The organism is Streptomyces sp. NPDC053474, from assembly GCF_044544845.1.
In the GTDB taxonomy this organism is placed as follows: domain Bacteria; phylum Actinomycetota; class Actinomycetes; order Streptomycetales; family Streptomycetaceae; genus Streptomyces.
Window position 1 is genome coordinate 621,373 of the sequence record NZ_JBITXV010000001.1, and the last position, 14,133, is coordinate 635,505.

Sequence of the window (14,133 nt, forward strand, 5' to 3'; positions counted from 1 at the left end):
GCAACCCCACCCGCGCCCCGGTGGCCCGACCGGCGCGCCCCGCGCCTCCCCCTCGAACACCCCAGCGGCTGGAAAGCCACGCCCCGGACGGGCTTGATCTGCCCGTTCGGGGCGCTCGGCTGTTCGGACGTGGCCGGAGTCGGTCCCATGGGGGTCCGGATGCTGGGATGCTGGGGTCTGGCAATGGGGTGGGGACAGGCTGTGGGGGGCCGGAACATCGTGGAGGACAAGGTGCGGGTGGTCATCGCCGAGGATTCAGTGCTGCTCAGGGAGGGGCTGACCCGGCTGCTGACCGACCGCGGACACGACGTGGTCGCGGGCGTGGGCGACGCGGACGCGCTGATCAAGACGATCACGGAGCTCGCGGCCCAGGACGAGCTGCCGGACGTCGTGGTCGCGGACGTGCGGATGCCGCCGACGCACACGGACGAAGGGGTGCGCGCGGCCGTGAAGCTGCGCAAGAGCCACCCGGGGCTCGGCGTGCTCGTGCTGTCCCAGTACGTGGAGGAGCAGTACGCGACCGAACTGCTCGCGGGGTCGAGCCGGGGCGTGGGCTATCTGCTCAAGGACCGGGTCGCGGAGGTCCGCGAGTTCGTGGACGCGGTGGTGCGGGTGGCGCAGGGCGGGACCGCCCTCGACCCGGAGGTCGTGGCGCAGCTGCTCGGGCGCAGCCGCAAACAGGACGTCCTCACGGGGCTCACCCCGCGCGAGCGGGAGGTCCTGGGCCTGATGGCCGAGGGGCGGACCAACTCGGCGATCGCGCGCCAGCTCGTCGTCAGCGACGGGGCCGTGGAAAAGCACGTCAGCAATATCTTCTTGAAGCTCGGGCTTTCCCCGAGCGACGGCGATCACCGAAGGGTGCTTGCCGTGCTCACGTATCTGAATTCCTAATTCCGTATTTCCGGTGTCGTTCCGGGAACGTCCGGCCCCATTGAGGGGCGTTCGGGATTCACCATCCACCCACCGCACTGACATCGTGTCAGGGGTGCCGGACGAGGTACTCCGACCAGGGCGGGGACGTCCCGGCAGCGGGACAGCGCCCAGCGCAGGAGGGCGCCGGTCCTAGATCCGGCGCCCTAGAACCAAAGGATGAGCGGAGAGCGTCTTCATGAGAGGCCGGGGGGCGAGGCAGAACGTGATAAATCAGGGCATCAAGCTGTCTCAAAGGTGCGTCCACCATGCGAGCGGCCCCAGGAAGGTACCCCTTACAGACGTAGGGTGGGCGATGGGAGGGCAGGTCTGCCTGCGATCCCGCACAGTCGCCTCGAGGGAGGTCCAGTTCAGTGACCAGCCAGGTCAGTAGCCCGGCCGAGCAGGCCGACGAAGCCGTAGTCGGGGAACAGCGCAGGCCCGCGGGCGAGAAGGACGTACGTCGTCTCGACCGAGTGATCATTCGTTTCGCGGGTGACTCCGGTGACGGCATGCAGCTCACCGGCGACCGGTTCACCTCCGAAACGGCGTCCTTCGGCAACGACCTGTCGACGCTGCCGAACTTCCCCGCCGAAATCCGTGCCCCCGCCGGCACGCTGCCCGGCGTCTCCAGCTTCCAGCTGCACTTCGCCGATCACGACATCCTCACCCCGGGCGACGCGCCGAACGTATTGGTCGCGATGAACCCGGCCGCCCTCAAGGCGAACATCGGCGACGTGCCGCGCGGCGCCGAGATCATCGTCAACACGGATGAATTCACCAAGCGGGCCATGCAGAAGGTGGGGTACGAGACCTCGCCGCTGGAGGACGGCTCGCTCGACGGGTTCCAGGTCCACCCGGTGCCGCTGACCACGCTGACGGTCGAGGCGCTGAAGGACTTCGACCTGTCCCGCAAGGACGCGGGCCGCAGCAAGAACATGTTCGCGCTCGGGCTGCTCTCGTGGATGTACCACCGGCCGACCGAGGGGACCGAGCGGTTCCTGCGGACGAAGTTCGCCAAGAAGCCGGACATCGCGGAGGCGAACATCACCGCGTTCCGCGCGGGCTGGAACTTCGGCGAGACGACCGAGGACTTCGCGGTCTCCTACGAGGTGGCGCCCGCGGCGACCGCGTTCCCGCCGGGCACCTACCGGAACATCTCCGGCAACCTCGCCCTCGCCTACGGCCTGATCGCCGCCTCGCGCCAGGCCGACCTGCCGCTGTACCTGGGCTCGTACCCGATCACGCCCGCCTCGGACATCCTGCACGAGCTGAGCAAGCACAAGAACTTCGGCGTGCGCACCTTCCAGGCCGAGGACGAGATCGCGGGCATCGGCGCCGCCCTCGGCGCCGCTTTCGGCGGCTCGCTCGCGGTGACCACGACGTCGGGGCCCGGCGTGGCCCTGAAGTCGGAGACGATCGGCCTCGCGGTGAGCCTGGAACTGCCGCTCCTGGTCGTGGACATCCAGCGCGGCGGGCCCTCCACCGGCCTGCCCACCAAGACGGAGCAGGCCGACCTGCTCCAGGCGATGTACGGCCGCAACGGCGAGGCGCCGGTGCCGGTGGTCGCCCCGCGCACCCCGGCGGACTGCTTCGACGCCGCCCTGGAGGCGGCCCGGATCGCGCTGACGTACCGCACGCCCGTCTTCCTGCTGAGCGACGGCTACCTGGCCAACGGCTCCGAGCCGTGGCGCATCCCGGAGCCGGACGAACTGCCGGACCTGCGCGTGCAGTTCGCCTCCGGGCCGAACCACACCCTGGCGGACGGCACCGACGTCTTCTGGCCGTTTAAGCGGGATCCGAAGACCCTCGCCCGGCCGTGGGCGATCCCCGGCACGCCGGGCCTGGAGCACCGCATCGGCGGCATCGAGAAGCAGGACGGCACGGGCAACATCTCGTACGACCCGGCCAACCACGACTTCATGGTCCGCACCCGTCAGGCCAAGGTCGACGGCATCGACGTGCCCGAGCTCGAGGTCGACGACGCGACGGGCGACGCGCGGCTCCTGGTCCTCGGCTGGGGCTCCACGTACGGGCCGATCACCGCCGCCGTGCGCCGGCTGCGCGCCGCGGGGCAGAGCGTCGCGCAGGCCCATCTGCGCCACCTCAACCCCTTCCCGCGGAACCTGGGCGACGTCCTGAAGCGTTACGACAAGGTGGTGATCCCCGAGATGAACCTCGGCCAGCTCGCCACACTGATCCGCGCCGAGTACCTCGTGGACGCGGTCTCCTACAACCAGGTCAACGGAATGCCGTTCAAGGCCGAGCAGCTCGCCACGGCTCTCAAGGAGGCCATCGATGGCTGACACCACGATCGAGGGGCCCACCGGCTCCGAGACGCTGCTGAAGCTCGTGCCCAAGGCCGAGGCCAAGCAGTCGATGAAGGACTTCAAGTCCGACCAGGAAGTGCGCTGGTGTCCCGGCTGCGGTGACTACGCGGTCCTGGCGGCCGTCCAGGGCTTCATGCCCGAGCTCGGCCTGGCCAAGGAGAACATCGTCTTCGTCTCCGGCATCGGATGCAGCTCCCGCTTCCCGTACTACATGAACACGTACGGGATGCACTCCATCCACGGCCGCGCCCCCGCCATCGCCACGGGCCTCGCCTCCTCGCGGCGCGACCTGAGCGTCTGGGTCGTCACCGGTGACGGCGACGCCCTGTCCATCGGCGGCAACCACCTGATCCACGCCCTGCGGCGCAATGTGAACCTGAAGATCCTGCTGTTCAACAACAGGATCTACGGCCTCACCAAGGGCCAGTACTCCCCCACCTCCGAGGTCGGGAAGATCACCAAGTCGACGCCGATGGGTTCGCTCGACGCGCCCTTCAACCCGGTGTCCCTCGCGATCGGCGCCGAGGCCTCCTTCGTCGCCCGCACCGTGGACTCCGACCGCAAGCACCTGACCGAGGTCCTCCGCCAGGCCGCCGACCACCCGGGCACGGCCCTGGTGGAGATCTACCAGAACTGCAACATCTTCAACGACGGCGCCTTCGAGGTCCTCAAGGACAAGCAGCAGGCCGAGGAGGCCGTGATCCGCCTGGAGCACGGCGCGCCGATCCGCTTCGGCACGGACGGCTCCAAGGGCGTCGTGCGCGACCCGGCCACCGGCGACCTCAAGGTCGTCCCCGTGACCGCGGAGAACGAGAGCGAGGTCCTCGTCCACGACGCCCGCGCCGCGTCCCCGACCACGGCCTTCGCGCTCTCGCGCCTGGCCGACCCGGACACGCTGCACCACACCCCGATCGGTGTGTTCCGGAACGTGGAGCGGCCGGTGTACGACACGCTGATGGCCGACCAGCTCGACACGGCCATCGAGCAGCACGGCAAGGGCGACCTCGCGGCGCTGCTCGCCGGCGGCGACACCTGGACGGTCGTCGGCTAGCCGCCACCCGCGTTCGACGAGGCCCGGTCCTGACCCTTCAGGACCGGGCCTCGTCGTACTTCTCGCGCGCCTTCAGTACGTCGTCCATGCGCCGGTCCGTCCAGGCGGCGAGGGCCCTGACCTGCTCGGCGGCCTCGCGCCCCAGGCCGGTGAGGGAGTAGTCGACGTGCGGCGGGATGACCGGCCTGGCCTCGCGGAGCACCAGTCCGTCGCGCTCCAGGGTCTGGAGGGTCTGGGCCAGCATCTTCTCGCTGACGGCCCTGCCGGTCCGGCCGACCTCGCGGCGCAGCTCGCTGAAGCGGTACGAGCGCTCCGCGAGCGCGATCAGGACGAGGACGCCCCAGCGGCTCGTGACGTGCTCCAGGATCAGGCGGTGGGGGCACAGCTGCTCGGCGTCCGGGGACCCACTCTTACTTACGGCCATGCCAGTACCTTACTTCAAAGTTGGTACTTACGGCTGGTTAGTGCCTTAACTAGGGTGAGTGGCATACCGAATCCCACCGGGGCATAAAGGGAGCAATCACCCATGAGCATCGTCGTCACCGGAGCCACCGGACACCTCGGCCGTCTCGTCGTCGAGGGGCTGCTCGACGCGGGCGTACCCGCCGACCGGGTCGTGGCCGTCGTACGGAACAAGGAGAAGGCCGCCGACCTCGCCGCGCGCGGCGTCGAGCTGCGGATCGCGGACTACAGCGCGCCCGAGACCCTCGCGGGCGCCTTCGCGGCGGGCGACAAGGTCCTGCTCGTGTCCGGCAGCGAGGTCGGCCGCCGGGTGCCGCAGCACCGGGCCGTCATCGACGCGGCGAAGGCCGCCGGGGTCGCGCACCTCGTGTACACGGGCGTCCTCGGCGGGCCCGACGCCGACTTCGACCTCGCCGCCGAGCACAAGGAGACCGAGCGGGCGGTGCTCGACTCGGGCCTTCCGTACACGTTCCTGCGCAACGGCTGGTACCACGAGAACTACACCGAGCACCTCGCCCCCGTCCTGGAGCACGGGGCCGTCGTCGGCAGCGCCGCGCCCTCGGGCCGCGTCGCCTCCGCCGCCCGCGCCGACTACGCCGCCGCGGCCGTCGCCGTCCTGACCGGCGAGGGGCACGAGGGGCGCGCGTACGAGCTGAGCGGGGACGTGGCGTGGAGCTTCCCCGAGTACGCGGCGGAGGTCGCGGAGGCCTCCGGCAAGGATGTGACGTATGCCGAGGTGTCGCCTGCGGAGCATCTGGCGGTGCTGGTCGGGGCGGGCCTGCCCGAGCCGCTGGCGGCTGTGCTGGTGGATGTCGACGCGGCCATCGGGCGTGGGCTGCTGGCCGGGACCAGCGGGGACCTCGCCCGGCTGATCGGGCGGCCCACCACTCCGCTTGCCTCGGCTGTCGCTGCCGCCCTGGCCTGACCGTCTCGTTTGTGGCTGCTGGCCGGTGGGGGGCTGTGCCCACCCGTTCCGCCCTCTGGGCGGACCAGCTGCCCACAGCGGGGGGCGTGTCATGACCGTATTGCGGAACGGGCATGACAGGTGCGGGGCGGGGGCGCTACCTTCGGGGTGCAGCGTGGGGCTGCTGGCACGGAGGAGGAACTGTGGGACCTGCGCAGGCGAAGGGGGAAGCCCGCATAGGCCTCCTGAACGGCGTCGCCGCCTACGGCATGTGGGGCCTCGTGCCCCTCTTCTGGCCGCTCCTCAAGCCCGCGGGCGCGGGCGAGATCCTGGCCCACCGCATGGCCTGGTCCCTCGTGGTCGTCGCCGTCGCGCTGCTCTTCGTACGCCGCTGGGCCTGGGCCGGTGAACTGCTGCGCCAGCCCCGCAGACTGGGCCTCGTCGCCATCGCCGCGTCCGTCATCACGGTCAACTGGGGCATCTACATCTGGGCCGTGAACACCGGCCACGTCGTCGAGGCCTCCCTCGGCTACTTCATCAACCCCCTGGTCACCATCGCGATCGGCGTCCTGCTGCTCGGCGAACGGCTGCGGCCCGTGCAGTGGGCCGCCGTCGCCGTGGGCCTGGCCGCCGTGCTCGTCCTCGCCATCGGCTACGGCAGGCCGCCGTGGATCTCGCTCTGCCTGGCCTTCACCTTCGCGACGTACGGCCTGGTGAAGAAGAAGGTCAACCTCGGCGGCCTGGAGTCCCTGGCCGCCGAGACCGCCGTGCAGTTCCTGCCCGCCGTCGCCTATCTGGTGTGGCTCGGCACCCAGGGCGACCTCGTGTTCGGCACGGAGGGCGCGGGGCACGCCGCGCTGCTCGCCGCGACCGGTGTGGTGACGGCGGCGCCGCTGGTCTGCTTCGGCGCCGCCGCGATCCGCGTGCCGCTGTCCACCCTCGGGCTGCTGCAGTACCTGGCGCCCGTGTTCCAGTTCCTGCTCGGCATCCTGTACTTCCACGAGGAGATGCCGCCGGAGCGGTGGGCCGGGTTCGCCCTGGTGTGGCTGGCGCTCGCGCTGCTGACCTTCGACGCGTTCCGCTTCGCGCGGCGCAACGCGGCCCGGGCCGCCGCCGCGCGGCAGGCCGTCCCGTCTCCCGCCGTCAGGCCCACGCACCCCGCGCCGCCGCCGACTTCACGTACGCGCTGAAGTCCCGCGGCGCCCGGCCAAGGACGTCCTGGACGCCCGTCGCGAGCGGCGAGAGGTGGCCCTCGGCCGTGAACGTGAAGATGGCGGCCAGTTCGCGCGCCAGCGGCTCGGGGACCTCCGCCGCGCGGAGCTCCGTCAGGAACTGCTCCTCCGTGACCGCCTCGAAGCGCATCGGGCGGCCCGACGCCGCCGCGATCTCCGCGACCGCGTCCGCGTAGCTGAGGGCGCGCGGCCCCGAGAGCTCGTACACGCGGTGGGTGTGGCCGTCCTCGGTGAGCAGCGCGGCCGCGACCTCCGCGATGTCCTCGACGTCGACGAACGGCTCGGCCACGTCGCCGACCGGCAGGGCGAGGCGGCCCGCGAGCAGCGGCGCGTGGGCGAAGTCCTCGTCGAAGTTCTGCGCGAAGTTGTTGGCGCGGATCACCGTCCAGTCGACGTCCGACTCCCGCACCACGCGGTCCGCCCGGGCCATGCCCGCGAGGAAGGACTCGCCGGACACCTCGATGCCGCGCCCGGACAGGACCACGAAGCGGCGCACGCCCGCCGCCACGGCCTGGGCCACGAAGTCGGCGACGGGCTCCGGATCCTCCGGCGCGACCAGATAGAGGGCGGTCACGCCGTCCAATACTGTTGGCCAAATAGAGCGTTCGTTCCAGTCGAAACGAGTCTCGCCGGAGCGGGAGGCCGCGCGCACGGTGTGGCCCGCCGCGCGCAGCCGGGGCACGATCCTGCGCCCGGTCTTGCCGGTGGCGCCGAGCACGAGGATCAACTCGTCGGTACGCGGTGTCTTCTGGGGTGCTGCCTGGGGTGTCGTCGTCATGCGTCCAGCCAACCCCCGTGCCGCTCCGGGTGACATGGGCGTCCGTCTCGGCCCCATAGGCATCCGTCCAACCGGCCCGGACGGCCGTTTACGGTGGGGGCATGGACGCTCTGGGGGATCTGCTGCGCGGTATCCGCGCGGACGGCGCGCTGTTCGCTCGTACGGTGCTGCGCGGGGCGTGGGAGCCGGAGCGGACGGAGCCCGCCGCGCTGACCCTGGTCATGGTGTTGCGCGGGCAGGCCCACGTCACGGGCCCGGGCGGGACGCGCACCCTGGGGGCGGGCTGCGCCGCCGTGCACACCTCGGGCCCCTTCGGCATCGTCGCCGCGGGGGACGCGGAGACCGAGCTGGTCACCGGCACCTACCAGTGGGACGGCAGCGGCGGGCGGCGGCTGCTCAGCGCGCTGCCGCCGGTGCTCGTGGTGCCCGGCGGCGAGGAGTGCCTGACCATCATCGGCCTGATCGCGGACGAGGTGGCGACCGACCGGCCGGGGCGCCAGTACGTGATGGACCGGATGCTCGACTGGCTGCTCGCCTGCACCCTGCGGGAGTGGTTCGACCTGCCCGAGTCCTGCCCGCCCGCCTGGTACCGGGCGCTGGGCGACGACGTGGTGGGCCCGGCCCTGCGCGCCATGCACGAGGAGCCGGGCCGGGCCTGGACGGTGGCGGCGCTGGCCGCGCGCGCCCGGGTCTCGCGCGCGGCCTTCGCCCGCCACTTCACCGATCTCGTCGGGCGGCCGCCGATGGCGTACCTCACCGAGTGGCGCATGACGCTCGCCGCCGAGCTGCTCGCCGAGCCGGGCGCGACGGTGGCGTCCGTGGCCGGACGGGTCGGGTACGCCGACGGGTTCGGCTTCAGCGACGCCTTCAAGCGGATCCGGGGGATCACCCCGAGCGGTCACCGCGCCTCGCTGGTCACGGGCAGGGCGGCGGCGGGCTCCTCGCTCCGGGCCGCGGGCTGACCCGGCCACCTTCCGCGCACCACCCCGGCCAGGGCGACGGCCACGCCCACCAGGGCGAGGGCCACCGGCACCACGAGGGCCGCGCGGAAGGCGTCGAGCGAGTGCCCGGCCCCGTCCGTGCCGCCGTGGCCCCCGGCGACGAGCCCGTACACCGCCGTCACGCCCGAGACCCCGATCGCCGCCCCGAACTGCGTGGCGGTGTGCAGGATTCCGCCCGCGAGGCCCTGCTCCCGCGCGTCGACGCCGTCGGTCGCCGCGATCATCAGCGGCCCGTACGCGAGGGCGAAGGCCGTGCCCGCGACGAGCAGCGTCGGGAACATCGCCGCGTACGTCCAGTCCCTGCCGACCGGCAGGAAGAGCGCGTACGCGAGGGCCGCGAGCAGGAAGCCGCCGAGGATCACGCGGGCGTGGCCGTAGCGGTTCACCAGGCGGGGCGTGAGGGTCGGCGCGAGCACCACGTCGCAGCCCATCACGACGAGGGCGATCGCCGTCTGCCACGACGACCAGCCGCGCAGCTCCTGCAAGTACAGCGTGAGCACGAACTGGAAGCCCATGAAGGCACCGAGGAACAGCAGCGCGCCGAGCCCGGCCCGCACCACCGTGCCGGTGCGGAAGATGCCGAGGCGTACGAGCGGCACGGCCGCGCGGCGCTCGATGCCGACGAACGCGGCGCTGAGCAGCAGCCCGCCGAGGGCCGCGCCGAGCGTCACCGGCCAGCCGTCGAGGCCGTGTTCGAGCCGTACGACGCCGTAGGCGAGCAGCAGCATGGCGCCCGCGGCCGCCGCCGCGCCGGGCAGGTCGAAGCCGCCCGAGCGCAGGGTCGCCGACGCCTTCGCCGCGGGCGCGTCGGCCGCGGGCACGAGCCGGACGGCGGCGGCGAGGATCGCGGCGGCGAGGACGACCGGGGCGAAGAACACCCACTGCCAGCCGAGTTCGGTGAGCAGTCCGCCGATGACCAGGCCGAGCGAGAAGCCGCCCGCCGAGGTACCCGCGAACACGAGCAGCGCCTTGTTGCGCTCGGGGCCCTCCGCGTAGGAGGTGGTGATGATGGACATCGCGGCGGGCGTCATGAACGCGGCGGCCACGCCGGTCACGAACCGGGCCACGATCAGCATCCAGCCCTCGGTCGCGAGGCCGCCGAGCCCGGAGAAGACCAGGAAGACGCCGAGCCAGGTGAGGAACATCCGCCGCCTGCCGAGCAGGTCGGCCGCGCGGCCGCCGAGCAGCGTGAAGCCCGCGTAGCCGAGGACGTACGAGCTGATCACCCAGGCCGCGGTGGCCGTCGACAGGTCCAGGTCGGACCTGATCGTGGGGATCGCGATCGCGAGCATCGCGATGTCGGCGCCCTCCAGGAAGATCGTGCCGCAGAGGACGAGCAGCAGTGCCCACGCGCGGGCGCCCATGGTGACTCCTCGATTCAATCCGTTGGTTACCCAACTGGTGGCCGGTTCCTTCTTGTAACCGTGGACAGCGTGCGGCAGCATCGACGGGTATGGAAGAAGGCACTTTGAAGTCACCGAGTAACTCCGGGGGCACCGTGCCGCCGCACGGCGCCGCCCAGGAGTACGGGAACGGGCTGGACTACGGGGACGCCGACCCCTTCCAGTGGGACACCCGCGAGGACTGCCAGGTGCGGCAGATCCTCGACCGGATCGCCGACAAGTGGTCACTCCTGGTGATCGCGCTCCTCGACCAGCGCCGGCTGCGCTTCACCGAGCTGCGGCGCGAGATCGACGGCATCAGCCAGCGGATGCTCACCGTCACCCTGCGTCAACTGGAGCGCGACGGCCTCGTGCAGCGCACGGTCCACCCGGTGGTGCCGCCCCGCGTCGAGTACGAGCTGACGCCGCTGGGCGGCACCCTGCACCACACCATCCAGTCCCTGGTCACCTGGACCGAGGAGCACCAGAACGAGATCGCGGCGGCGCGGTCGTCGTACGACGCGCGGGCGAACGACGCCGGGGCGGGCGCGGCGGCCGGCCCTGGGGCAGGCGCCTGAGGGGCGGGCGCTTGAATGGCCGCATGACCCTGCACTGGAAGCTCGTCATCGACGCACACGACCCGCACGCCCAGGCCGCCTTCTGGGCCGAGGCGCTCGGCTACGTGGTGGAGGACAACAGCGCCCTCATCGAGCGGCTGCTCGGCTTCGGCGCCGTGACCGAGGCCGAGACGGTGGTGTTCCGCGGCCGCCGCGCCTTCCGCGACCTCATCGCCGTACGGCACCCCGACGACCCGTACGAGGAGGACAGCGGCACGGGGCTCGGCCGCCGTCTGCTCTTCCAGCGGGTGCCGGAGCCGAAGTCCGGCAAGAACCGGCTGCACGTCGACGTGCACGCCGCACCCGGTACGCGCGACGAGGAGGTCGCCCGCCTGGAGACGCTGGGCGCGGCCGTGCAGCGCCAGGTGCGGGCCGCGGGCGGCGCGTGGACGCTGATGACGGACCCGGAGGGGAACGAGTTCTGCGTCCATTGAGGGCCGACGGCTAGGCGTTGAGGGCGTGGCCTGTGGTGACGTCCACGTGGGTGGGGACCTCGTCGTGGCGGTCGCCGACCGTCAGCGTGCCCGTGGGCTCGAAGAGCAGGATCCGGGTGCCGGGGCGCGCGGTCGGCTTGTGCTCGGTGCCGCGCGGGACGGTGAAGACCGACCCCTTCGGCAGGGTCACCGTGCGCTCCCCCGTGGGCTCGCGCAGGGCGATGTCCAACTCCCCGTCCAGGACGAGGAAGAACTCGTCGGTGTCGTCGTGCACGTGCCACACGTGTTCGCCCTCGACCTTGGTGACGCGTACGTCGTAGTCGTTGACGTGCGTGACGATACGGGGGCTCCAGTGCTCGTCGAAGGAGGCGAAGGCCTGGTCGAGAGCGATCGGCGTACGCCTCTGGACTGCGGTTTCTCTGGTCATGAGCCCATCGTGGGCCTTGGCCCCGCCGACCACGAGTGCTAGGAATCGCATATGGCGCAAGAAAACTCTCAGGTGGTGCCCTTGGGTGGGGGCCCGGGGCCGGTGCCTCATCGGGTCGTCGTCATCGTCGACGAGAACTCCAATCCCTTCGAACTCGGGTGTGCCACCGAGATCTTCGGCCTCCAGCGGCCCGAACTCGGCCGTGCGCGGCCCGGCCTGTACGACTTCGCGCTGTGCTCGCCCGAGCCCCGCACCCTCATGCGGGACGGCTTCTTCACGCTCACCGGGGTGGCCGGGATCGAGGCCGCCGACACCGCCGACACGCTGATCGTGCCCAACCGGCCCGACATCGAGGTGCCGCGCCGCCCCGCCGTCCTGGACGCCGTACGGCGCGCGCACGCGCGCGGGGCCCGGCTCGTCGGCTTCTGCAGCGGCGCGTTCACGCTCGCCGAGGCCGGGGTCCTCGACGGGCGCCGCGCCACCGCGCACTGGCAGTGGGCCGACGACTTCCGGGCCCGCTTCCCCGCCGTCCGGCTCGAACCCGACGTCCTCTTCGTCGACGACGGCGACATCCTCACCGCCGCGGGCAGCGCCGCCGCGCTCGACCTCGGCCTGCACATCGTGCGCCGCGACTTCGGCACGGAGGTCGCCGTGTCCGTGTCCCGGCGGCTCGTCTTCGCCGCCCACCGCGACGGCGGACAGCGGCAATTCGTGGAACGGCCCGTCCCCGACGTCCCCGACGAATCCCTCGCGCCGCTCCTCGCCTGGGCCCAGGAACGGCTCGACGAGCCCCTCACCGTGAGCGGGCTCGCCGCGCGGGCCGCCGTCAGCCCCGCCACGCTGCACCGGCGGTTCCGGGCGCAGTTGGGTACGACGCCGCTGGCCTGGCTGAACGGGGAGCGGGTGGGGCTCGCGTGCCGGCTCATCGAGCGCGGGGAGCAGCGGCTCGACGTGGTGGCCCAGCGCAGTGGGCTCGGCTCCGCGGCCAACCTCCGCGCGCGGCTGCGCCGGGCCACGGGGCTCAGCCCCTCCGCCTACCGCCGCCGCTTCGGCCCCTGACGGGTAGGTTCCCTGTCCCTGGCGCGGCCCCGGCTTCGCCGGGCGGGGCCCGAGCCGTGGCGCCGCGCCCCCACCGCTACCGCGGCGGGTCTCTCCCACCCACCCACCCGTTGCACCCGGCTTCGCCCGGCCGGACCCCGACGCGGAGCGCTGCGGCCGATCTCCTCCCCTCCCCGCCGCTACCGCGGCGGGTCTCTCCCACCCACCCACCCGTTGCACCTGGCTTCGCCGGGTCGGCCCCTACGCGGGGCGCTGCGGGTGCGTGACCGATGTACACCGCCCCTGCGGGGCGGGGGTGGTGGGCGAGTCCACGCTGCGCGGGGGCGCGGGGCGCACCGCGGGTGAGGCGCAGGCCGGGCCGCCCCCCCTGTGGGCAATCGTCCCGCAGGGCGGGACGGGTGGGCACAGCACCCAGGTGCCGACCAGCCGTAGGCGAGGGCCCCACCCCAGCAGCCAACCGCAGCTACCCGGGCCCGGGCCCCGCCCAGGCAAGGCAGGCTCAGGCCAAGCCCCGCCCGGGCAAGGGCACGCCCAAGCCAAGCCCCGCCCGGGCAAGGGCACGCTCAACAAGCCCCTGCGCAGCGGGGTCAGCCCCTGCGGAGTAGGTCCAGTACGCGGGCGCCCAGGTCCAGCGCCGCCCCCGGCTCCCGTACACACTGCTGAAGATCCACGAAACACCCCTCAACCCCGGCCCCCCGGACCCCGCGCAGCACCCCCGCGATCTCCTCCGCCGAAGCCCCCGGCTTCGGGTTGTGGCGGATCTCGCGGCGCAGCGCGTCGGGGTCGCGCCCGGCGGCCTCCGCGGCACCGCGGGCGAGGGACCACAGGCCCGCCAGCGCCTCGGGCGGCAGCGTCACCCCGACCCAGCCCGCGGCCCGGCGGCCGACGCGGGCCATCGCGGCGGGGCTGAAGCCGCCCAAGTACACGGGCGGACCGGCCTGCTGGACGGGCCGGAGGCCGACGTAGGAGCGGGGGATCCGCCAGTGCGGCCCCTCGTGCGCGAAGGTCTCCTCGGTCCAGATGCCCTCCAGGACGTCCAGGATCTCGTCGAGGCGCGCCCCGCGCTTGCCGAAGTCCGCGTTCACGGCCGTGTACTCGTCGCGCAGCCAGCCGATGCCGAGCCCCGCGTCGAGGCGGCCCCCGCTGACGCGGTCGAGCGTGGTCAGGGTGCGGGCGAGGAGCAGCGGCGGGTACCAGGGGGCGTTGAGGGTGCTGGTGCCGAGCCGGACCCGGGTGGTCGCCGCGGCGGCGACGGTGAGGACCGTCAGGGGGTCCATGAAGGTCTTGTACTCGGGCGGGTAGGGGTTGTCGGGGGTGTGCCCGGGGTAGAGATCGCTGGGCGCGACGGGCGTGAGCGAGCGGTCCCCGACCCACAGCGAGTCGAACCCGGCGGCCTCCGCGTCCCGGGCGAACGGCGCGATGGACTCTTCCCGGGCGTGCGTGCCGTACTGCGGCAGGGCGATACCTATGTGCATGGGCCCATCCTGCGCGCGGGGACGGCCCCGGACCGCGTAGCTCCACGTGTGACCCGTGCCACCCGAGCCGCG

At 72.5% G+C, this 14,133-nt stretch carries 14 protein-coding genes; 9 read left to right on the forward strand and 5 right to left on the reverse strand.

Going from position 1 to position 14,133, the window contains the following annotated elements:
- Positions 1 to 183 precede the first annotated feature (183 nt).
- The 3 genes from ACIG3E_RS02820 to ACIG3E_RS02830 all read left to right on the forward strand — a co-directional run bounded on the left by ACIG3E_RS02820 (position 184) and on the right by ACIG3E_RS02830 (position 4,290).
- Positions 184 to 891, forward strand: a complete 708-nt coding sequence (locus ACIG3E_RS02820) for a LuxR C-terminal-related transcriptional regulator (protein ID WP_399610360.1) — start codon at positions 184 to 186, stop codon at positions 889 to 891.
- A 392-nt stretch (positions 892 to 1,283) separates the two neighbouring features.
- Positions 1,284 to 3,215: a 2-oxoacid:acceptor oxidoreductase subunit alpha gene (locus ACIG3E_RS02825; protein ID WP_399610362.1), complete on the forward strand. Its 1,932-nt coding sequence runs from the start codon at positions 1,284 to 1,286 to the stop codon at positions 3,213 to 3,215.
- Complete coding sequence (locus tag ACIG3E_RS02830; RefSeq protein WP_399610365.1) at positions 3,208 to 4,290, forward strand: 2-oxoacid:ferredoxin oxidoreductase subunit beta; 1,083 nt, start codon at positions 3,208 to 3,210, stop codon at positions 4,288 to 4,290. The genes ACIG3E_RS02825 and ACIG3E_RS02830 overlap by 8 nt, the downstream gene beginning before the upstream one ends.
- A gap of 37 nt (positions 4,291 to 4,327) precedes the next feature.
- On the opposite strand, the gene ACIG3E_RS02835 is transcribed toward ACIG3E_RS02830, so the two are convergent.
- Positions 4,328 to 4,714: a winged helix-turn-helix transcriptional regulator gene (locus ACIG3E_RS02835; protein WP_399610367.1), complete on the reverse strand. Its 387-nt coding sequence runs from the start codon at positions 4,712 to 4,714 to the stop codon at positions 4,328 to 4,330.
- A gap of 102 nt (positions 4,715 to 4,816) precedes the next feature.
- On the opposite strand from ACIG3E_RS02835, the gene ACIG3E_RS02840 reads away from it, so the two are divergent.
- Both ACIG3E_RS02840 and rarD read left to right on the forward strand, forming a co-directional pair.
- Positions 4,817 to 5,677 carry an SDR family oxidoreductase gene (locus tag ACIG3E_RS02840; protein ID WP_399610370.1) on the forward strand — a complete coding sequence of 287 codons (861 nt, stop codon included), beginning with the start codon at positions 4,817 to 4,819 and terminating at the stop codon, positions 5,675 to 5,677.
- 248 nt (positions 5,678 to 5,925) lie between these two features.
- The gene (rarD, locus tag ACIG3E_RS02845; protein ID WP_399610768.1) at positions 5,926 to 6,846 is read left to right on the forward strand and encodes an EamA family transporter RarD; all 921 of its coding nucleotides are present in this window, start codon (positions 5,926 to 5,928) and stop codon (positions 6,844 to 6,846) included.
- Here rarD and ACIG3E_RS02850 read toward each other — a convergent pair.
- Positions 6,800 to 7,666 (reverse strand): NAD(P)H-binding protein, encoded by an 867-nt coding sequence (locus ACIG3E_RS02850; RefSeq protein WP_399610373.1) that lies wholly within the window; start codon positions 7,664 to 7,666, stop codon positions 6,800 to 6,802. The two genes, rarD and ACIG3E_RS02850, sit on opposite strands and share 47 nt — an antisense overlap.
- Positions 7,667 to 7,767: 101 nt before the next feature.
- Here ACIG3E_RS02850 and ACIG3E_RS02855 point away from each other — a divergent pair, with 101 nt between their 5' ends.
- Entirely contained in the window at positions 7,768 to 8,628 is an 861-nt protein-coding gene (locus tag ACIG3E_RS02855) for an AraC family transcriptional regulator (RefSeq protein ID WP_399610376.1), read from the forward strand.
- On the opposite strand, the gene ACIG3E_RS02860 is transcribed toward ACIG3E_RS02855, so the two are convergent.
- Positions 8,565 to 10,031 (reverse strand): MFS transporter, encoded by a 1,467-nt coding sequence (locus ACIG3E_RS02860; RefSeq protein WP_399610379.1) that lies wholly within the window; start codon positions 10,029 to 10,031, stop codon positions 8,565 to 8,567. The genes ACIG3E_RS02855 and ACIG3E_RS02860 overlap by 64 nt on opposite strands.
- Positions 10,032 to 10,120: 89 nt before the next feature.
- Here ACIG3E_RS02860 and ACIG3E_RS02865 point away from each other — a divergent pair, with 89 nt between their 5' ends.
- Positions 10,121 to 10,627 carry a winged helix-turn-helix transcriptional regulator gene (locus ACIG3E_RS02865; protein ID WP_399610382.1) on the forward strand — a complete coding sequence of 169 codons (507 nt, stop codon included), beginning with the start codon at positions 10,121 to 10,123 and terminating at the stop codon, positions 10,625 to 10,627.
- A 23-nt stretch (positions 10,628 to 10,650) separates the two neighbouring features.
- A complete protein-coding gene (locus ACIG3E_RS02870) occupies positions 10,651 to 11,100 on the forward strand; it encodes a VOC family protein (RefSeq protein ID WP_399610386.1) in 450 nt (149 codons plus the stop codon).
- A gap of 10 nt (positions 11,101 to 11,110) precedes the next feature.
- Here ACIG3E_RS02870 and ACIG3E_RS02875 read toward each other — a convergent pair whose 3' ends face one another.
- A complete protein-coding gene (locus tag ACIG3E_RS02875; protein ID WP_399610388.1) occupies positions 11,111 to 11,527 on the reverse strand; it encodes a cupin domain-containing protein in 417 nt (138 codons plus the stop codon).
- A gap of 51 nt (positions 11,528 to 11,578) precedes the next feature.
- Between ACIG3E_RS02875 and ACIG3E_RS02880 the strand changes: the two genes are divergently transcribed.
- Positions 11,579 to 12,586: a helix-turn-helix domain-containing protein gene (locus tag ACIG3E_RS02880; RefSeq protein ID WP_399610391.1), complete on the forward strand. Its 1,008-nt coding sequence runs from the start codon at positions 11,579 to 11,581 to the stop codon at positions 12,584 to 12,586.
- Positions 12,587 to 13,173: 587 nt separating this feature from the next.
- Here ACIG3E_RS02880 and ACIG3E_RS02885 read toward each other — a convergent pair.
- A complete protein-coding gene (locus ACIG3E_RS02885) occupies positions 13,174 to 14,061 on the reverse strand; it encodes a TIGR03619 family F420-dependent LLM class oxidoreductase (RefSeq protein WP_399610392.1) in 888 nt (295 codons plus the stop codon).
- Positions 14,062 to 14,133: the final 72 nt, after the last annotated feature.